The organism is Cellulosilyticum sp., from assembly GCF_982396655.1.
Window position 1 is genome coordinate 1 of record NZ_CEVXFV010000008.1, and the last position, 20644, is coordinate 20644.

Here is a 20644-nt window from a genome sequence, read left to right on the forward strand (position 1 = left end):
TGAGGTTTTTAAGCAGAAGCTGAGTGAGTGGAAAAGATGAGTTAAGGGTGTATATATTTTTGCTGCTCCGTCGCTGCGCTCCAAGTCGCGATAAAAACATATATTCAAATTTATCCACACGTCGAAGTTAAGAGAAAGGCCTCAGGAAGTTATGCTGAGGTTTTTAAGCAGAAGCTGAGTGAGTGGAAAAGATGAGTTAAGGGTGTATATTTGCTTCTCCGTTGCTATGCTTCAAGTCGAGACAAACCTATATGGGGGAAAGTGGAAAAAATATCGCCTAAAACATGGGTAAATGAGTAAGAAATGAGGAAAAAGGTGCAAAAATTACCATCTTAAAAACACCAAAAAACACCAAGCGTAACAAAACCATACATCTCATTCGGAAAATATTGAATTATTTATTCAAAAATTTATAATGAAACCATACAAGGGGTTAAAACTTTTAGCAAAATGTATAATCTAGCTTAAGGGGTCATTAAGAGAGTTGGTAACAACTACTAATGAAATAAGTAGGTACAATAGATAAAACATGAGCAAGAAGGGAAACCCACTTTAAAAAACTAGGAGGAGTAATAAATGAAAAACAAAAAACTTTATGGTTTCGTAACAAGCGTTCTTGTTGGCGCACAATGTTTAGCACCTCTTACAACACTTGCAGCAACACAAGCAAGCGACAGTATCGATTATGGTGATCGTTTCTTACAATTCTATGACAAAATCGTTCCTGAAAAAGATGCAAGTGGTAAAGCAGTAGGGGCATTTTTCAGTGAAGATGGTATTCCTTATCATTCAATTGAAACAATGAACTGTGAAGCTCCTGACCAAGGACATGAATCAACTAGTGAAGCTGCTAGTTACTATGTATGGTTAGAGGCTATGAGAGGTAGATTAACAGGAGACTTCTCTGGTATCGAAGAATCTTGGAGAGTTATTGAAGACTACTTCATTCCAACAGAGAAAGATCAACCAACAAATAATGTAGGTAAAGCTACATATGCAGCTGAGTATCCATTACCAGATTATTATCCAAGTGAATTAAAATTCAATCAAACAGCTGGTACGGACCCAATTGCAAATGAACTTGCTAATGCATATGGTAACAAAATGATGTATGGTATGCACTGGTTAATCGACTGTGATAACTGGTACGGATATGGTCAAAGAGGAGATGGTACATCTACACCATCATATATCAATACTTTCCAACGTGGTGAACAAGAATCAACATTTGAAACAGTTACTCATCCATCATGGGAAGCTTTCAAATGGGGTGGTTCAAATGGATTCCTTCCATTATTTACAATTGATGCTAACTACTCTAAACAATGGCGTTACACAGATGCTCCAGATGCTGATGCACGTACAGTTCAAGCTATGTACTGGGCTAAAGAATGGGCTAAAGATTACAATGTAGACCTTTCTACATACACAGCTAAAGCTGCTAAGATGGGTGACTACTTAAGATACGCTATGTTTGATAAATACTTTGTAAAACAAGGTGCACAAAGCTTCACACCAGGTACAGGATATGATTCTTGTGGATACTTATTATCTTGGTACTATGCATGGGGCGGCGCTCTTGATGGATCTTGGGGTTGGAGAATTGGTTCAAGCTACAATCACTTTGGTTACCAATCACCAGTTGCAGCTTACATCCTTTCTACAGATGATGAAATCAAACCAAAATCAACAAATGGTGCAAGAGACTGGGCACAAAGCTTAGACAGACAAATTGAATTCTATCAATGGTTACAATCTGCTGAAGGTGGTATCGCTGGTGGTTCTTGTAACTCACTTGGTGGTCAATATCAAAAATATCCATCAGGAGCAAGTACATTCTACGGTACAATCTATGATGAAGACCCAGTATATCATGATCCATCAAGTAACAGATGGTTTGGTATGCAAGCTTGGTCAATGCAACGTATGGCTGAGTACTACTACTTATCAGGCGATTCAAGAGTTAAAGACTTACTTGATAAATGGTCTGCTTGGGCTGCATCAGAAGTTCATGTATATGATGACAGCTTCGAAATTCCAAGTAACTTAGCTTGGGAAGGTCAACCAGACACATGGACAGGATCATCTACAGGTAATCCAAATCTTCATGTAACAGTTGACACATATGGCGAGGACCTTGGTGTAGCTGGTTCATTATCTAATGCACTTCTTTACTATGCAGCAGCTACTAAGAAATATAGCCCAGAGCAAGATTGGGAAACATACTACAATACAGCTAAAGACTTATTAGACTGTATTTGGGATAACTACCAAGATGATAAAGGTATCGTATCTTCAGAAAATCGTCAAGACTTCGTTCGTATCTTCGAACAAGAAGTATATGTTCCATCTAACTTCCAAGGTAAAATGGCTAATGGCGATGAAATTAAATCTGGTGTAACATTCCTTGATATTCGTTCTAAATACAAAGAAGACCCAGACTTCCCAAGACTTCAAGCAGCTTATGAAGAATACCAGAAGACTGGCGAATTCAACTTCGAAATGAACTACCATAGATGGTGGGCACAATGTGACTACGCTGTTGCTTTAGGAACAATGGACTTCTTATTCGGTGAACACAAAGAAGTAGTACTTCCACAAGTAAATGTAACAGTAACACCAGCTACAGTTGATATTAAAGATGGTGCACAAACAGTAACAGTTAAAGTAGATTCTACAATTGCAGAAGGTTCTGTAGATAAAGTAGTCCTTAAAGCAAATGGTGAAGAAATCGGAACAGTAAATGCTGCAAGTGGTACATTTACTTACACAGCAGATACAGTTGGCGATGTAAAATTTGAAGCAGTAGCAACATCTGATCAAGGTAAAGATGGTAGAGGTAATGCAACTCTTACAGTAGTAAATACAGATGTACCACCTGTAAATGAAAATGTAAATGCAAATGTTTCTCTTACAGGCAATGGTAACACAGTTAGTGCTAAAGTAACTGTTACAGCTAACAAAGAAACAGCACTTAACACATTTACAATCAAACAAACATTCAAAGCTGATGGTGTAACAGGTACTCCAGTAGTATATATTGATAACGTTGGTGGTCAATTCAATAGTGCTCCTTGGTACTTAAGCCTTAACGGTAATACAAATGCTACAGTTGAATCACTTGGTAATGGTGAATACTGCTTAACAATAACATTCTCAAGCAGTCAAACAATCGCACCAAACAATGGTACAATTACAGCTGACTTACGTATCTGCCAAAGCAACTGGGCTAACTTCTCTAATGTAACTACAGGTACATTAACAGTTCAATAAGAAATAGTAAGAGTTAAAAACTCATTATATGTAACTAGAAAACCCGGCAAATAAGAGAGTTTGCCGGGTTTTCTAATAGTAAATTATGCAAATAAAACATAGGAAGGAAGAATGCTATGAATAAAGGTAAAAGAATATGGAGCAGTATGATTTCCGCTGCAATGGTTGCTTCTACAGTAGCAATGCCAGCTGCGAATGTTATGGCAGCATCTAGTAATTTTAATTATGCTGAAGCATTGCAAAAAGGTATTATGTTTTATGAATTCCAAAAGTCTGGTGATTTACCAGATAATCAACGTAATAATTGGCGTGGGGATTCATGCTTAGAGGATGGTGCTGATGCAGGATTAGATTTAACAGGTGGTTGGTTTGATGCAGGTGATAATGTTAAATTTAATTTACCAATGTCTTACACATCTACAATGCTTGCTTGGTCATATCTAGAAGATGAAGACATTTATAAAGCAAGCGGTGAAGATGAATTTTTATTAGATGAAATCAAATGGGCAAATGATTACTTCATTAAATGTAATCCAGATGCTAATACATATTATTTTCAAGTAGGTGATGGTAATGCTGACCATGCATTCTGGGGTGCAGCAGAAATCCTTCAAATGGATAGACCATCTTATAAAGTAACAGTAGGTCAGCCAGGTTCAGCAGTAGCTGGCGAAACAGCAGCTTCACTTGCCGCTTGTGCTATGGTATTTGAAGATATTGACCCAGCTTACTCAGCAGAGTGTTTAGCACATGCAAAACAACTTTATGCACTAGCAGAAGCTATGGGCGGTGATACATATTATGATAGTATTGCTGGTTCATTCTATAAATCATGGAGCGGTTATAATGATGAACTTGCATGGGCAGGTGCATGGTTATACAAAGCAACAGGAGATGAAAAATATTTAGCAAAGGCTGAGACAGCTGCAGCTAAATTTGGCCCTGAAGATCAAGGTGGTACAGAAGTAGCCTATACATGGGGACATAACTGGGATGATGTACATTTAGGCGCATCACTTCTCTTAGCACAAATTACAGATAAAGATGCATATAAAACAAACATTGAAAACCATTTAGATTATTGGGCAACAGATCATAATGGAAAATCTATCACACGTACACCTAAAGGACTTGCATGGCTTACAGAATGGGGTCCACTTAGATATGCAGCAACAGTTGGCTTCATGGCATCTGTTTATGCGGATTGGGATGGTTGTAGTGCACAAAAAGCAGAAGAATACAAAACTTTTGCTAAGACACAAGCTGATTATATGTTAGGAAGCACAGGTCGCAGCTTTGTAGTAGGATTTGGTGAAAATGCACCTGAAAGACCACACCACAGAACAGCACATGGTGGTTGGGAAAATAATCTTAATGGTGAACCAAAACAACACCGCCACACATTAGTAGGTGCATTAGTAGGTGGTCCAAATAGTAGTGATGGTTATAATGACGTTATCACAGACTATGTAGCAAATGAAGTAGCATGTGACTACAATGCAGGTTTTGTAGGTCTTATGGCTAAGATGTACAAACAATATGGTGGTACACTTGTTGAAAACTTAAATGCAATTGAAGAAGTAGGAGAAGAAATTTTCCTTGAAGCAGGTATTAATGCACAAGATAATACCAATGCAATTAACTTTGTTGAGTTTAAATTCATGCTTCGTAACCATACAGCATGGCCAGCAAGAGTAACAGATAAATTAACATACAGGATTTTCTTAGATTTATCTGATGTTATTGCAAAAGGTTATACAGCAGATCAAATGACTGCACAAGCTAATTACAAACAATACAGTGGCACAAAAGTATCTAAAGTATTACCACTTGATGAAGAAAACAATATTTATTATGTAGATGTTGACTTAACTGGTGCTAAAATTTACCCAGGTGGTCAATCAGAAAGTAGAAATGAAGTACAACTTAGAATTGCAGCACCATGCAAATGGGATTACACAAAGAGCTATTCATACCAAGGTTTAGCAGGTAGCAGTTCAAGTAATATGGTACGTGCTACAAATATTGCTGTATATGATGATGGCAAATTAGTATATGGTAGCGAGGCTGTTCCATCAGCACCACAATATGCACCAGTTGTATCACTTGTTACACCAAAAGATGGAGACGTATATGACTTCAGCGATGGTAATATTAGTGCAATTAAACTTGCTGCTAATGCAACAGTTCAAGATAGTACAGTTAAATCAGTTACATTTTATGTAAATGGAAAAGCTACTGAAACAGTAGTACCAACAGGGGATATGGCAGAAACACAGCTTACAGTACCAGACTTTAGTACAGCTAAAGATGGTGTAGAAACATATACAATTAAAGCAGTAGCAACAGCTGAAAACGGCAAGAAAACAGAAAGTGAAACAGCTACAATCACAGTAAAATTGCCAGTTAAAGAAGCACCAACAGTTGTAATTACTGAGCCAAAAGATGGTGATGTAATTGACTTTAGCAAAGGTAGTGATGAGATTACAGTTAAAGCCGATGCTACAGTAAAAGGCAGTACAATTGATAAAGTAGAATTCTTCGTAAATGGTGAAAGCATTGGAGAAGCAACTACAGATTATGCAGCAACATTCAAACCAGCTGGCTATGCTGATAAAGCAGGTGTAGCTAATGAATATGTATTAACAGCTACAGCAACAGCAGCTAATGGTACAGTAACTACATCAGAACCAGTAACAATTAAGGTACAATTACCAGAAAAACCAGCTCCAGTAGTAGAGATTATTACACCAGATGCTGGAGAGAAATTTGAAGAAGAAACAACAACAGTTCAAGTTGTAGCAACAGCAGATATTGCAGAAGGCAATGTTGACAAAGTAATCTTCTATGCAGATGGTAAGGCATTTGCAACTGTAGATAATACTGTAGATGGTGTATATACAGCATCATATACAGTAGAAGGTACAGTAACAGAAATGGGTATATTAACACCAGTTGTATTTACAGCTGTAGCAGTATCTGATTTAGGCGCAGAAACAACAAGTGAAGCAGTATCAGTAGAAATTCAAAAACCTGTTAAGGCAGCACCAGTTGTAAGCTTTGATTTAGGTATTGCAAATAGCAGCAATGGTGGAACAAATACTAATACAATTACAAATAACTTTGTAATTAGTCATTTAGGTGGAGATGAAGTAGATTTATCAAAACTTTCACTTCGTTATTTCTTTACAAAAGATGGTACAGCTGACCAAACTGTATGGGTTGATAATGCAGCAGCACAAATGAATTATGATCCTTGGTATGTATCATACACAGGTAAGATTCAAGGAAAAGCTGTAACGATGACAGCGCCAACAGAAGATGCTGACTCATATATTGAAATCTTATTTAATGGCACAGATACGCTTAAATCAGGTGCACAATTAACTATCGCAACAAGAACAGCCAAAAATGATTGGAGCAATTATGACCAAACAAATGACTTCTCTTATGGTGATAGCAATAAGATAGCAGTATACTATGATGGTGAATTAATAGCAGGTATGGAACCATAAAAAAGTAAGAAAAAGTCAATAAATTACTTTGTAAAGACAAAAGGAGGTGCACGAGATTTTAAATAATTTCGTGAGACCTCCTTATTTTTTTTAATAGCATAGGAAAGGCAGATTTTTAACTTTCTTATCTCTAAACTTAAAATGTGGGGTGAAAAATATATGCTATTTTGCAGCCAAAAAAATAGTATATATGAAGGAAAAGGAAGAATTGATGGTTAGATACTTTTAAGTTAAAAATAGATAGAGAAGTGAGTCAATGTAAACTGTACAAAAATTAGTTAATGTAAACTATAAAAATATACAATTTTTTATCAAAATAAAATTAAAAAACAATAAATTATATGAAAAGTCTATAAAATTATGTTAGAATAGTCGTAGAAGCATTATAGAGGGAAGTACTGATGTATTAGCTACAAAAAAAATCATTGAAAGAAGAAGGATGGGGGACAAAGATGATTAGAATAGCTATATGTGAGGATGAAAAGATTTTTAGAGATCATTTAATCAAACTATTGAAGGATTACTTTGAAGAACGAAAAATTGACTATTTCATAGATGACTTTTTAAGAGGAGAAGACTTACTTAAAGTGTCACTTGATCAATACGATATATTTTGCCTTGATGTAGCCATACAAGATGGTATGAGTGGTATAGAGACAGCTAAAAGAATACGTGAAAAAATTCATACGAGTGACATTATCTTTACAACAAGCCATCAAGAAGAAGCATATAAGGCTTTTGAGGTAAACACCTTGAGGTACTTATTGAAACCGATACAGAAGGACGAGCTAGAACAAACATTAGACTTAGCCCTAAAAAGAAAGGAGGAGAGAGAAAGCCAAATTCTTGTTTTAAACCAAGGACAAAAATTTATACAAGTACCGTTGGTAGATATTCTTTACTTTGAAACACAAGACCGTAAAATTAAAGTAAATACTATGAAAAAGCCATATGTTGTAGACAATAAAATTAATGAACTAGAAAAAAAACTAGTTGACCGTAATTTCTTTAGAATCCATAAATCATACTTAATTAACATGCACTATATTCGCGAACACGATCAAAGTACTGTTACCATGCAAAATGGCGATGTCGTCTACATAAGCCGACTCAAACTTAAGAACTTCAAAGAAAAATTCAGCGCATTCTTAAGGAGGGAGCGTGGTGAATAGCATGATAAGAGAGCTATTTATATGTGCCGTGCAGCTCTGTGCGTATGCAATTTCTGCATATTTAGTTATGGATTTATTTTCAGTGAGAGCGAAGATTACTAGGAAGAGAATTAGAAATTATATTATATATGGCATCATCATGTATACTGCGCTGATTGGTGTCCTAGGGATGCCTGTACCAAGGGGGCTTGTATTATACACAGGGGTATGGATCATTTGCTTTTTATTTGAAGAAAAACAAGTTTTAACGAAGGCATGGAAAGTAATAGCAGCTGTATGTATTGAAAGTTTATTAGAATTCGTATGTAATCTTTTTGGAGATTGGTTTTTTAATAATGTATGGAATCATTGGGTGGTATATAATTTAATGGTAAATGTATTGACTGCTTGTATCATAACAACTGCAGTAATAATAGTAAGGAAACTTAAAATATTTAAGCAAACAAAGGTTGAAAGCATCATATTTTTAAAGTCAGAAGCGATACTCCTATGTATGTTAGGCATCTGTGCATTAGTTACTAATCTAATAGCTAATGCAATATATGTGTATGATGGAGAAATATACATAAGTACGGTAAACTTAGCAGTTTGGGGAATAGGGAATACATTAGCCGCAATATGCTTGATATTAGGGATTGATAAAAATATTGCTGAAAATTATTATCAAAAGGTAAATGAACTTATTGAAAAGCAGTTTAAAAATCAAGTAAACTATTATGAAAAAATAGAAGAAAGCAACAAGGAAATCAGGGCTATTAAGCATGATATGAAAAATCACTTAATAAGTATGCAAGGCTTGCTTCATAATAACCAGTTACAGGAATTAGATGAGTACATAGAGGATATTCGTACGACAATTAGCAAAAAGGTGTCCCTTATAAAAACGGGAAACACGATTGTAGATGCCATATTAAATGAAAAAAGTGGCGTAGCTCATGATAAAAATATTGTTATGGAGATAGAAGCAAGCGTTCAGCAAAATATGGGCATTGAACTGATTGACCTTTGTATTATGTTATCAAATAGCATTGATAATGCCATAGAAGCCTGTGAGCGTATTGAAGATATAAGCAGTCGTAAGATTAAAATAAAGTGTAATTATCAAGCTGGTTATTTCTTTTATGAAATTACTAATCCCATGAAGGAAGAGAAAATATCGGGTGTAAAAAATAAACTGCGTACAATTAAGAAGGATAAGGAAAATCATGGATTTGGCGTAGGTAATATTACACAAAGTGCAAGGAAATATGGGGGGGAAGTTAGAACAAGTGCTGATAATTTTGTGTTTAAATTAGAAATAGAGATTAATACTAGGGAAATAGTTGCACTTCAGGCATAGAAAGGTTACATTTTAAACAAAAGTGTACAGTTTGTACTAAAAACATTGAAAATTAAAAATAAAATTGTATAATGTAATTAATAAATGAAGTTATCAAGGGAGGATGAAGGATATGTTAGATAATTTAAATGTTGAATTCGAAGAGATGGATATGGAAGAGTTACAGGAAGAAGTAGATGGAGGATTAGCTTGTGTATGTGATGGAGCCGCATATTTGGTTGTTAGACCTAAAAGACCTTAAGGTAAGGAAAAATTACCAACTTAAATAATACTTATCGAAATAAGTTCTGATTTCTTTTTATAATAGTTTTAAAAACGCCTACATAATGAACTAAAGGATGAAATAAAAAATAAGCTAACATACAAGTTAGCTTCAGATTGTTGACAAATGAATTTTCCCAAAATAAACTCACAAATTAAGTGAGGATTATTCAAGAAAATCTATTAAAATAGGGGTAAAAAGAGCAGTTTAGGTCCATTTTTACCTCTGTTTTCTATTTCTAGACTAGTAAAATACTATGGAAAAGTTAATTGTCTACAGCCTGAAGCTAACATACAAGTTAGCTTATTTTTTTGTCTGTAAGAACTTGTTATAATTAAAAAAGGTAGTACGAAAATGTATAGTGACTAAAGGAGGCATAGAATGTTTTTTAAACATAAATTTAAAAATTCACTAGAACAACAAATAGAAACGCTAATTAATGACCTTAAGCTTTATTTAGAAAATAATTATAAGGATTTGGCGATTCAATCTAGAAGAGAGGCTGTTGCATTAGTGGAGGAGAGCTATGAACAAGGAAAGCTTTCGGATAAGAGTTATGCCAAATATAAAGCTATTTTGAGTGAGTATACAGAGAATATGAAGGGGTATAATCATCAACAATTTTACAGAAGTTAAAGGGGAATATTATATAAATATATATATATTTATGGTAAAGGGATAGTGTACTAATAATATTTTAGTATATTATCCCTTATTTTTTTGTGAAAAATAATTGTTGAGGAGAAGAGTGCATAAATTTCTATTAAAAAATTCGGAATATTTTAGTATACTGAAGAAAAACGACTAAGGAATCTAAAGATAATATAGAGAATAAATAATAGTTGAAAGGGGAATGGGATGAGACACATATGATGAATTTTTTAAAGATTATTGGTTTGAGTTTAGAATGTGCTTTTTGTATGGGGATTATTACGAGGGTGTTTTTAGAAAGGAGTAAGATTACTTTTGAACGAACGTTGTTTTATGGCAGCATAGGAATCATAGGAACTATATTTATTCATTTTAATGTAGCAGATGCCGAGAGTGCAGAAATTCTTATATATGCGGCGTGGGCATTGCTGATTGTGTGCTTTATTTATAAGGGTGGTGTATTTTACAAAGCCTGGGCTATATGGGTTGCGAATATGATTATGTATATGGCCATAGGGATTGTGGACTTAATTGTACGTGTTATATTTATGCAGCTACTTGGATTTTCGCTAGCAAGGATGCAAGTCGTAGAGAATTACTTTTGGATCCCAGAGGTAATAGGCGCCATAGCTGGTGTATATATATTTAAGAAGACGCCTTTTTATTATAAAGATAAAGTGTGTTATAAGCAGCTGCCAATCATGAAAAAAATTATAATATTAGTCATTATGACGGGCGTAGGTGCTGTTGTACAAGCTAGTGTACTTGCACTAGATGGTGATGTAGCAGGTATTGCAAAAGGAAGTATTAAGGCATTTGTGAGGATCTATGCAGGGATTTTTGCAAGTGTATATTTAATTTTTGAAACGTATAAGGATATTCATAAGACGTATAACAATAGGGAGGAGTTGCTCATTAATAGCTTTTCCAAAAAGCAGGTAAAGACGGCTCAGCAAATGGAGAAGGTAGATAAGCAGCATCAATTGACTAAGGAAAACTTACATAAACAAGTGGTTCATTTAGCAGAAGCAGCGAATGAGGCGGGTCTGGAAGGGGTTCGGAATTATGCAGAACAAATAGCTATGACAGTAGAGCCAATGAATCAGGAATTTTTATTGACAGGCCATAGTGTACTAGATGCAGTATTAAAGGAGAAATATATTGCAGCACAGGAAAAAGGAATTAAGCTTGCAAATAAGATTAGCATTCCTGATTATGTGACATTAAGCAGTACAGATTTAAGTATTATTGTGGGGCAAACTTTAGATTATGCGATTAGAAGTTGTGAGGAAGTAAAAGGAGAAAAAAGTATTAAAGTAGAAGGTGTTTGGTACAAGGGATATATCATATTAAAGGTATGGTATAGTACCTTAAATGGGGAAGTAGAAGAAAAGATAAAGTGTAGGCAATCTGAGATTGGTATAGTACAGAAATATATTTTAAAGTATGAGGGAGATCTTAAAGAGAGTATAGAGGCATGTAAGCATAAGGTAGAGATTAGCTTTAATGCAACAAGATAGAAAAATATAGAGATAATAGGTGATAGAGATGGTGGGAATCTTAACCTGGAATTTGGATGAATGTATAATGTGGGTGCTTTATTTTTTTGGAAGCATGATTTTAAGTAGTGTATTCTTTGAAAAGAATAGATTTGATTTAAAAAGAGTGGTAGTACATTTAAGTTTAGTTACTATAGGCGTTATTTTGTATATAATGTTTTCTCACTGTAAAAGAGTTCTAGCAGTTATTATATGTATCATATTAGTGGACATGTTTTATAAAGGAAAGTATAAGTGTAAGCTATGGGCGATTTGCATAACCCAGTGCGTATATTTTATTATTTTTTCATTTATATGGGTACTGTGTGATTATATAGGGAAGCAGTTGGATATTAGGGTGTTACAGGTAATGAGTATTTCTGGAATTGTGACTATAGCCATATGTATTGTTATTATCAAAATCTTTAAAGGCTCATTTTTATATTATAAGAATAAGAATTTATATGAGAGTATAACTTGGGGACGAGGAGGATTTTATATTATTGTAAGTATAGCGGTTACTTTAACAGCTAATTTGAGCGTTAGGATTTATTGGGAGGGAATGGCTTTTCGTGGTGGAGATGTGAGAATTGCCCTTGTAGGTTATACAGCTTTATTTGGTGTTATTATATGTTATTTAAATAGCCGTAAGATAGCAACGCAGGAATGTGAGGAAGAAGAGGCTGCATTAATTAATAGCTTTTCTGAAAAGCAAATAGAGGCTTATAAACGCTTGGAACGTTTAGAGCGGGAGGGTAAATTTGTAGAGACAGAGTTAGAAGAGAAAATTACCAAGCTGATGGGGGTTGCAGAAGAGGAGGATTTAGTTTATGTAAAGCCTTATGTAGATGAAATACAAAGACAGCTGAGACATGAGAGCAATTATATTTTAACAGGGAATACGATTGTAGATTCTATTATAAATGAGAAGTATAAATTAGCGTGTGACAAACATGTGTTTATCAGCGTTAATATTAGTTTGCCAGAAGAAATTGCGGTAGAGGTAGGGGACTTATGTTTAATAATAGGAAATAGTATAGATTATGCGCTAGAAGCCTGTGAGCATATTAGTCTGGGAAAGGGTAGTAAAATTAAGATTCAAGGGATGTTATATAAAGGATATATACTCTTTAGAATCTGGTTTAGTAAAGCTAGGAGTCTAGAAAATGAAGAACATTTAAGTGTAGAAGAAGAAACAAGAAGTGCTACCCAAAATGATATATATGGTTTAGGGGCAGTTGCTAAATGTCTTGAGAAGTATGATGGAACACTTCAGTTTTATACAGAAGGTAAATGGCATAAGTTAGAGTTTTGTTTTAATACAGTAAAGTAGCATAATAAACAGTCTCTAGAAGGTAATGTCGTTAGATTTCTAGAGACTGTTTTTTTCTAGATTTCATATACTAGATTCCGTATAAAAGAAAGAAGAGAAGCAGAGAATGGAAAGATTTTGTTTATCATGTGTTAAAAACTGGATTAAGCTGAGTTTAAAAATTAAGTCAAATTAAATATAATATATTTATAAGCTAAAAAACTGATGATTTAGAAAAAATAAAGTAAATATAGAGTGAAAATAAAGTAAATCTAAAGAAACTAAGGTTAAAGGGGCTGATGAAGTGGTAGCAGTGCTAGGATTTATATTTCGTACCTTAATAATATGCACCTTATATACAGGCGAGTTATTTGTACTTACTGATTTATTTATGCCACATGCTAAATGGCGACTAAAGAGAGGCTTAGGACATGGTGTTATATTATTAGCACTGTATAGTTATCTGATTTATAAGTATGGTATGAGTGATGATTTGTGGTATGTAGGTCTTAGTGCTTTTGTGATTAATAACTTTTTACATGAAGGTAAGCTTAAGACACGTATATGGGTATTCTTTGTATCGTATGCAATTTCTGTAGGTGGAGAAGGCATTGTGTGCATTCTACTAGATCAGTTATATATGGCTGTGGGATATGAAGGGACGAGTTGGATACTAGATGATGTCGTACCTCATTTAAGTGCATTTTTAGTAGCTGTAGGAACAAGTAGTTTATTGAAAAAAACACCACTATATCATAAGAACTTATATATTTATAATGATTTAACGAAGCTCAAAGTTATAGGACTTGCTTTAATTGGTGTGATTTATGCTGTGATTTTTAATACGATAAGTATTATGTATATATATGAGGAGAATGTACAATTAGCATCAACTGTTATTTTCTTTGGTGTATATTTTACTTTGTTTCTTGTTGTCCTTGCAGTACTTCATAATTACTTTAGCTTAAAGAAACAGCATTCTTTTAGAGAAGATGGCATATTAAATAGGTTATTTGAAAAGCACATAGATGCCTATAGCCACTTAGAGGAAGCAGATAGAGTAAGTGAAAGTATAAAAGAAGAAATTGAAAAGGAAATCGAAGCGTTAACGCATTTAGTAGGGGAATCAGAAAGCAAAACACTCTTGCCTTATATAGAAAACATTAAAAAGCGTTTACAGCCCAATTTAACAAAGGTCATAACAGGTAATGAAATAGTAGATGCCATTTTACATGAAAAGGCACTAAGTGCAAAGGCATTAGGCATTGATTTTGAGACTAATGTGAGTATACCGAATACATTAAAATTAAATATCGTAGATTTATGCATTATCATAGATTGTACGATGGACTATATCATAGCTGCTTGTCATAAGGGAGATAAGACAGAGAAAAAAATTAAAGTAAAAGGGGTATGGTTTAAGGGGTATTTAATGTTTGAAGTTTGGTATACATTAGATGAAGAAGAGAATATAGAAATCGGATATGCTCAATTGCCACATGAATTAGGAAGCGTTGTTAAATGCTTGAATAAGTATGATGGTGATATAGAAATTGCAGCAGAGAATAATGTAGGGAAAGTAGAATTGAACTTTAATACGGTGGGAGGCGTCACATGTTAAATATAGTGGTAAGGCACATAATGATTCAGGGGCTGCTGTTTATGCTTATAGTATTAAATAGTATAGTGTTAGGACAAGTATTTTTAGAGAAAAGTAAGATTACACTAAAAAGGACGTTCTTTCATCTATTGGCATTAGCAGGCATATGTCTAGTAATATGGGATAAGAGAGATAACTTGAATTTTTCATATATAGTAAGTGCCTTATCTATTGTTACAATGAGTTTAGTTTTTAGGGGGAAGGTAAGTCATAAATTATGGGTTTATGTTGTTGTGAGTGATATTATATACACTTGTAATTTGTTTGCAGGTAAATTAATGAGAGTCATATTTAATATATCAAATTTAGAAATACATACAAATTTGCTAGTGATAGAAGGGTTAAGCACTGTACTCATTTTAATACTTATAAAATTATTTCAAGACATTGTATGTGAGCATCGGGTGAAAGATTTTGGGATGTCATCTAAAAGAAATTTGATGATTTTGGCCTTAGCGCTCATATATCTTTGTGTAATTGCAACTACGGATTATACGCTTAAAAATGGTAGTGGCATTGTGACTAAATCGGTATTTCCTTTACTAGGAATATATATAGTAGCTATAGGTGGGGCATGGTGTGTATTAATGAGTCATCATAGTATTAAAGCAGTCTATGAAGATAAAGAAAATACATTACAGAGAAATTTTTTTAAGAAACATCTCAGAACATATGCACAAATCAATAAGATTGAAAAGGAACAAGAAAGTTTGAAACAAGAAGCAACCCAAGGTGTGAATGCATTACTTGAAGCAGTAGATGAGGAGAAGCTGGAAGAATTAAAGCCTTTAGTTGAAAAAATAGAGGATAAAATGAAATCTTGTAAACCTTATATTATAACGGGAAATACAATGTTAGATATGGTGATTAATGAGAAGTATGATACAGCATGTAAACATAATGTAGAGATGAAAGTGAATATTAGTTTGCCAGAGAAAACAGGAATGGGAACTGTTGATTTGTGTATGTTGTTAGGGAATACTTTAGACTATGCTTTAGAAAGATGCGAGCGTATTGGAGAGGAAAGAGAAAAAAGCATTAGCGTAGAAGGTGTATGGTATAAAGGGTATTTAATGTTTAAGCTCTACTATACTACACCTAAGGAAGCATTAGATAAGGCGGAAAATAATTCAAATAAGTTAATTAAGAAGGCTATAGAGCAGGATCCATATGGCATGGGAAGTGTGATAAAACATATCAGGAAGTACGAAGGAGAGTTAAGTTTACAAGAATGTGGATGGGGAGAAGAAAAGTTGACCTTTAGTTTAAATGCAGCAAATAGTTATTCAAAAGTATTTGGATATTAGGTGAAAGAACTGAAAACGGTTAAATATTTAAGGGGTATCTCAAACTAGAGCATTGGTTTTGAGATACCTCTTGTTATATGTGTAAAAATGAATTAATATTTAGAATATAAAGGTTAAAATCGAAAAATTATAGAGAAACAAACTAAAACCTTGAAATATACATGTAGGCAAATAAGTTTCTCTCAATGATTTCACATAACTAAAAGCTATGAATAACTAAATTTTATAAATGTGAAATCTATATAGAGAAACCAAGTAAGACCTTGAAATATACATGTAAGTAAATAGGTTTCTCCCAATGATTTCACATTGCTAAAGATTATGAATAACTAAATTTTATAAATGTGAAATCTATAAAATTAGAAAACTTAAGGTATAAAGGAGAGAGAATGAGATGATTAAGCATATTGTAATGTGGCAAGTAAAAGAGCATGAGATACATGGAAGTAAAGAAGAAGTAATTAGCAAAATGAAAGTAGCATTAGAAGGTTTAAAAGGAAAGATTGAAGGGCTTTTAGAAATTGAGGTAGGGGGAAACTTTAATACAACTGATAGTGCTTATGATGTCGTACTATATTCAACATTTACAAATAAGGAAGCACTAGTAGGGTATCAAAATCATCCACTACATGTAGCAATCGGGCAAGAATTAGTAAGACAGGTTGCAATAAATCGTGCTGTAGTTGATTATGAAGTATAAACAACATTTCCACAAGTAGAGCTTGTTCAAATAACGTAAAATCAAGTTATGCACAAAGTTATACACATTATCCACAGGTTGATTCGGAGTTGCATTGAGGCTTATGTCAACAGAAAAGATGATAAACTGTGGATAAGTGTATTTAAGTGTCAGAAATCCTATATATAAAGGGGTTTAAATAGAAAATACAAGTTTGTAGAATTAGATTAGGAGAGTTTGTTACATAAAATAATATAAAAACTTATTGACTATAAATTCATATGTATGTATAATTATTCATAGATATTAACATAAAAATCAATAAAAATATAAATATTAAAGAATTTTTGGATTGAAGTAAGAATAAATAACTATTAAAGGGGCGATTAAAATGAAAAAAAGTAAATTATTAAAAATGATAACTGTATTAAGTACGAGTGCTTTACTTATGGGAATGTTAGCAGGATGTGGTAATCAAAGCGCTCAAACAAATGGTGAAGCAGGAAGCGGTAAAGACTATATTATAATGGGAACAAATGCTGAATTTGAACCATTTGAATATCGTGAAGGAACAGAAATTGTAGGATTGGATGTAGAAATCGGTAAAGCTATTGCTGAAAAACTTGGTAAAGAGTTAAAAGTTGAGGATATGGAGTTTAGTACATTATTAGCACAGTTAGATGCAGGCAGTGTAGACTTTGTAGCAGCAGGGTTATCTATAGATGAAGAAAGAAGTAAACAAGTAGACTTTTCAGATACATACTTCGAGTCTAAACAAGTTATTATCGTAAGAGAAAATAATACAGATATTCAAGTAGCAGAAGATTTAGCAGGTAAAACAGTTGGTGTACAGTTAGGGACAACAGGAGATAAATTTGTAAGCGATAATAAAGATATAACTTGTGTACCATTTGATAAAGGAGCACTTGCAGTAATGGACCTTGCAAATGGTAAAATTGATGCAGTTGTAATCGATGCAGAGCCAGCTAAACGTATGGTTGAAGCGCAAGGCGGATTAAAAGTATTAGATGCACCATTTGTAGAAGAAGAATATGCTATAGCTGTTAAAAAAGGTGATGAAGCGCTTCAAAAAGCTATTAATGAAACTTTAGCAGAAATTAAAGCAAATGGTAAATATGACGAGATTTATGCAAAATTCTTTAACGCAGCAGAATAATTCGATAAAACGAGAATAATTAGATAAACCGAGAATAATTAGAAAAACCAATAATAATTAGAAAAAACTAGAATGATTCAATAAACCGAAATAAAATAATTTAAAGTGAGGCAGCCATATGGAAAATTTCTTTTATAAATTATTAGGGCAAAAGACCTTTGATTTTTATGATACTTTTATAAATAATGCGTTTTATGAATTGATATTAAATGGTATTTTATGGACATTAGGCCTTACCATTATTGCTGCCTCAGTTGGTTTAATCATTGGGGTAGTGGTGGCACTAATTGGGTTTATTAAACCGAGTCGTAAAAGAGGGTTACTAGGTAAAGTGATTCGTGTGATACAAAAGATTTTAAAATGGATTGCAAGTGCTTATGTCTATATTATTAGGGGAACACCTACTACAGTTCAAGTTATCTTTTTATGGACAGTAGTTTTTGCGGCAGTACCCTCCGAATATCGTATTTGGGTAGGTGGGCTTGCCTTTGGGATTAATAGTGGCGCATATATGTCAGAACTTATCCGTGCGGGTATTCAGGGCATTGATAAGGGACAAATGGAAGCAGGACGTTCACTTGGTTTTACTTATGCACAAACCATGAAAAGCATTATCTTACCTCAAGCATTTAAACAGATGTTACCAGCTTTTGTAAGTGAATTTATCGTTCTTATTAAAGAGACTTCTATTGTAGGTTACATGGGTGGCATGGACCTGACACGTGCAGGAAATATCATTATCAGTAGGACATATAATGCAGTACAGCCTTTACTGATTGTAGCTATATGTTATTTAATCCTTACAGGAACACTTACATTCTTTATGAAACACTTAGAGAAAAAGTTGAACAGTAAAAATTAGGAGGGGCAAATATGATTGAAATTAAAAACTTACATAAAAGCTATGGCGCTCTAGAAGTTTTAAAAGGCATAGACGACAGCGTGAAAAAAGGGGAAGTCGTTGTAGTGATTGGTCCTTCTGGTTCAGGAAAGTCAACTTATTTAAGATGTATTAATCAAATGGAAGAAGTAACATCAGGAAATATCTTTATTAATAATGTGGATATCACAGATCCAGATGTAGATATTAATAAAATTCGCCAACAAGTAGGCATGGTATTTCAACACTTTAATTTATTTCCTCATATGACGGTTCTTGAAAATATTACGTTAGCGCCTATGAAGTTAAAAAAACTTTCAAAGGAAGAAGCAGACCATATTGGCATGGACCTTTTAAATAAGGTAGGACTTGCAGATAAAGCAGATGTTTATCCAAGTACCTTATCAGGAGGACAAAAACAACGTATTGCTATTGCTAGAGCTTTAGCAATGAAGCCAGAGGTTATGCTTTTTGATGAACCTACCTCAGCTTTAGACCCTGAGATGGTTAAGGAGGTACTAGAGGTTATTAAAGGTTTAGCAGAAGAAGGCATGACTATGATGATTGTTACACATGAAATGGGCTTTGCAAAGGAAGTTGGAACAAGGTTGATTTTTATGGATGGTGGTAAAATTATAGAGCAAGGAAATCCAGCAGATGTCTTTGCGAATCCACAGCAAGAAAGAACTAAGTTATTCTTTAGCAAGGTATTATAGAGAAATAGTCTATAAGATATAAGATTATAAATAGAGGAATTATTGCACTGGAATATAGTGTAATAATTCCTCTATTTTTCATATTATGCTAATAGAAATAATCAAAGTATAGTTTAAGGAGGATAAAATGAAATATAATTCGTATGATAGTCCTGAACATATATGTGGTATGAATAGTAGCTGCTCTTTTTTGGGGCCAACCGGGCCAACCGGTCCGACGGGGCCTCCAGGTGTAGGAATGATAGGCCCAACCGGTCCAACGGGACCAACAGGAGTAGGAATAATCGGTAATACAGGCGCCACAGGTCCAATGGGTCCAACCGGAGGTATAGGAGCAAGAGGATTAGCTGGACTTCAAGGGCCTACAGGCGCTACGGGACCAACAGGAAACATAGGGGTTATGGGACCAACCGGTCCAACAGGCCCAATAGGATTTATAGGTCCAACGGGAGTTACGGGCCCAACAGGACCACAAGGTGAGATAGGGCTTAGAGGAGCTACGGGTCCAATAGGGCCAACAGGAAATACAGGAATAAGAGGGGTGACAGGAGCTACAGGTCCTACGGGAGCAACAGGGGCAATAGGAACAAGAGGATTAACGGGCAATCAAGGATTAATAGGAGCGACAGGCCCAACAGGGCCAACAGGTCCCACGGGAGCGGCAGGCGTAAGAGGATTAACAGGGGCTACTGGTCCAACAGGAACAACACAGTATAACTATGCAAATTATGTAGTAAATGGAGTGGTACTTAATGGTGATTCATATTCATTAATAGAAGGATACAATTCAGGAGGAGTAATCAGTTTGGGTAGTGATGGCACTACGATTACTCTTCAACCAGGATATGTTTACCTTATCCTATATACTATTTCGGGTACACCAGGATATAATTCCTATTTTCAAACATTGCCATATATAAATGGTCTGTTGGGAGGATATTATACATCAACAGGTAATACGATAATATCACCAATAAGCCAAAATGCTACAACAACAGGAAACTTTATACTTAAGGTAACGAGTACAACAACAATTGCATTTAGAATAGGAACCAATGTAAGAACTAGAGTTTCGGTGATGGGTAATATTACATTTATGACGATTGCGACAGTATAAGAAAGAGAAAGGTGCTATGAAACTATAAATAGTTTCGTAGCGCCTC

The 20644-nt window shown here is 34.3% G+C and carries 15 protein-coding genes; all 15 read left to right on the forward strand.

Going from position 1 to position 20644, the window contains the following annotated elements; all coding sequences use genetic code 11:
• Positions 1 to 576: 576 nt before the first annotated feature.
• The gene (locus AC1VAQ_RS05125) at positions 577 to 3273 is read left to right on the forward strand and encodes a glycoside hydrolase family 48 protein (RefSeq protein ID WP_302595942.1); all 2697 of its coding nucleotides are present in this window, start codon (positions 577 to 579) and stop codon (positions 3271 to 3273) included.
• 116 nt (positions 3274 to 3389) lie between these two features.
• Entirely contained in the window at positions 3390 to 6788 is a 3399-nt protein-coding gene (locus AC1VAQ_RS05130; RefSeq protein WP_302595940.1) for a glycoside hydrolase family 9 protein, read from the forward strand.
• A 452-nt stretch (positions 6789 to 7240) separates the two neighbouring features.
• The gene (locus AC1VAQ_RS05135) at positions 7241 to 7960 is read left to right on the forward strand and encodes a LytR/AlgR family response regulator transcription factor (protein WP_302595939.1); all 720 of its coding nucleotides are present in this window, start codon (positions 7241 to 7243) and stop codon (positions 7958 to 7960) included.
• Between the two features lies 1 nt (position 7961).
• Positions 7962 to 9299: a sensor histidine kinase gene (locus AC1VAQ_RS05140; RefSeq protein WP_479903582.1), complete on the forward strand. Its 1338-nt coding sequence runs from the start codon at positions 7962 to 7964 to the stop codon at positions 9297 to 9299.
• 103 nt (positions 9300 to 9402) lie between these two features.
• On the forward strand, positions 9403 to 9540 hold the full coding sequence (locus AC1VAQ_RS05145) for a hypothetical protein (RefSeq protein ID WP_479903564.1): 138 nt from the start codon (positions 9403 to 9405) through the stop codon (positions 9538 to 9540).
• Positions 9541 to 9942: 402 nt separating this feature from the next.
• Positions 9943 to 10197: a hypothetical protein gene (locus AC1VAQ_RS05150; protein ID WP_302595935.1), complete on the forward strand. Its 255-nt coding sequence runs from the start codon at positions 9943 to 9945 to the stop codon at positions 10195 to 10197.
• Positions 10198 to 10430: 233 nt separating this feature from the next.
• Positions 10431 to 11732: an ATP-binding protein gene (locus AC1VAQ_RS05155; protein WP_302595934.1), complete on the forward strand. Its 1302-nt coding sequence runs from the start codon at positions 10431 to 10433 to the stop codon at positions 11730 to 11732.
• Between the two features lie 388 nt (positions 11733 to 12120).
• The gene (locus tag AC1VAQ_RS05160) at positions 12121 to 13083 is read left to right on the forward strand and encodes a GHKL domain-containing protein (protein WP_302595932.1); all 963 of its coding nucleotides are present in this window, start codon (positions 12121 to 12123) and stop codon (positions 13081 to 13083) included.
• Positions 13084 to 13366: 283 nt separating this feature from the next.
• A complete protein-coding gene (locus AC1VAQ_RS05165; RefSeq protein WP_302595930.1) occupies positions 13367 to 14683 on the forward strand; it encodes an ATP-binding protein in 1317 nt (438 codons plus the stop codon).
• Positions 14677 to 16029: a GHKL domain-containing protein gene (locus AC1VAQ_RS05170; protein WP_479903565.1), complete on the forward strand. Its 1353-nt coding sequence runs from the start codon at positions 14677 to 14679 to the stop codon at positions 16027 to 16029. Before AC1VAQ_RS05165 ends, AC1VAQ_RS05170 begins: the two co-directional genes overlap by 7 nt.
• Positions 16030 to 16423: 394 nt before the next feature.
• Complete coding sequence (locus AC1VAQ_RS05175) at positions 16424 to 16729, forward strand: Dabb family protein (RefSeq protein ID WP_302595926.1); 306 nt, start codon at positions 16424 to 16426, stop codon at positions 16727 to 16729.
• A 370-nt stretch (positions 16730 to 17099) separates the two neighbouring features.
• Entirely contained in the window at positions 17100 to 17885 is a 786-nt protein-coding gene (locus tag AC1VAQ_RS05180) for a basic amino acid ABC transporter substrate-binding protein (RefSeq protein ID WP_479903566.1), read from the forward strand.
• A gap of 118 nt (positions 17886 to 18003) precedes the next feature.
• A complete protein-coding gene (locus tag AC1VAQ_RS05185; RefSeq protein WP_302595923.1) occupies positions 18004 to 18747 on the forward strand; it encodes an amino acid ABC transporter permease in 744 nt (247 codons plus the stop codon).
• An 11-nt stretch (positions 18748 to 18758) separates the two neighbouring features.
• Positions 18759 to 19481, forward strand: a complete 723-nt coding sequence (locus AC1VAQ_RS05190) for an amino acid ABC transporter ATP-binding protein (protein WP_302595921.1) — start codon at positions 18759 to 18761, stop codon at positions 19479 to 19481.
• A gap of 127 nt (positions 19482 to 19608) precedes the next feature.
• A complete protein-coding gene (locus AC1VAQ_RS05195; protein WP_479903567.1) occupies positions 19609 to 20598 on the forward strand; it encodes a hypothetical protein in 990 nt (329 codons plus the stop codon).
• Positions 20599 to 20644: the final 46 nt, after the last annotated feature.

What these genes read in the sequence shown, in the direction of transcription:
- AC1VAQ_RS05170 (WP_479903565.1), top strand. Translation starts at nt 14,677, where the DNA reads ATGTTAAATATAGTGGTAAGGCACATAATGATTCAGGGGCTGCTGTTT.
- AC1VAQ_RS05180 (WP_479903566.1), top strand. Translation starts at nt 17,100, where the DNA reads ATGAAAAAAAGTAAATTATTAAAAATGATAACTGTATTAAGTACGAGT.
- AC1VAQ_RS05185 (WP_302595923.1), top strand. Translation starts at nt 18,004, where the DNA reads ATGGAAAATTTCTTTTATAAATTATTAGGGCAAAAGACCTTTGATTTT.
- AC1VAQ_RS05190 (WP_302595921.1), top strand. Translation starts at nt 18,759, where the DNA reads ATGATTGAAATTAAAAACTTACATAAAAGCTATGGCGCTCTAGAAGTT.
- AC1VAQ_RS05130 (WP_302595940.1), top strand. Translation starts at nt 3,390, where the DNA reads ATGAATAAAGGTAAAAGAATATGGAGCAGTATGATTTCCGCTGCAATG.
- AC1VAQ_RS05140 (WP_479903582.1), top strand. Translation starts at nt 7,962, where the DNA reads ATGATAAGAGAGCTATTTATATGTGCCGTGCAGCTCTGTGCGTATGCA.
- AC1VAQ_RS05145 (WP_479903564.1), top strand. Translation starts at nt 9,403, where the DNA reads ATGAAGGATATGTTAGATAATTTAAATGTTGAATTCGAAGAGATGGAT.
- AC1VAQ_RS05150 (WP_302595935.1), top strand. Translation starts at nt 9,943, where the DNA reads ATGTTTTTTAAACATAAATTTAAAAATTCACTAGAACAACAAATAGAA.
- AC1VAQ_RS05175 (WP_302595926.1), top strand. Translation starts at nt 16,424, where the DNA reads ATGATTAAGCATATTGTAATGTGGCAAGTAAAAGAGCATGAGATACAT.
- AC1VAQ_RS05195 (WP_479903567.1), top strand. Translation starts at nt 19,609, where the DNA reads ATGAAATATAATTCGTATGATAGTCCTGAACATATATGTGGTATGAAT.
- AC1VAQ_RS05155 (WP_302595934.1), top strand. Translation starts at nt 10,431, where the DNA reads ATGATGAATTTTTTAAAGATTATTGGTTTGAGTTTAGAATGTGCTTTT.
- AC1VAQ_RS05135 (WP_302595939.1), top strand. Translation starts at nt 7,241, where the DNA reads ATGATTAGAATAGCTATATGTGAGGATGAAAAGATTTTTAGAGATCAT.
- AC1VAQ_RS05125 (WP_302595942.1), top strand. Translation starts at nt 577, where the DNA reads ATGAAAAACAAAAAACTTTATGGTTTCGTAACAAGCGTTCTTGTTGGC.
- AC1VAQ_RS05160 (WP_302595932.1), top strand. Translation starts at nt 12,121, where the DNA reads ATGAGTATTTCTGGAATTGTGACTATAGCCATATGTATTGTTATTATC.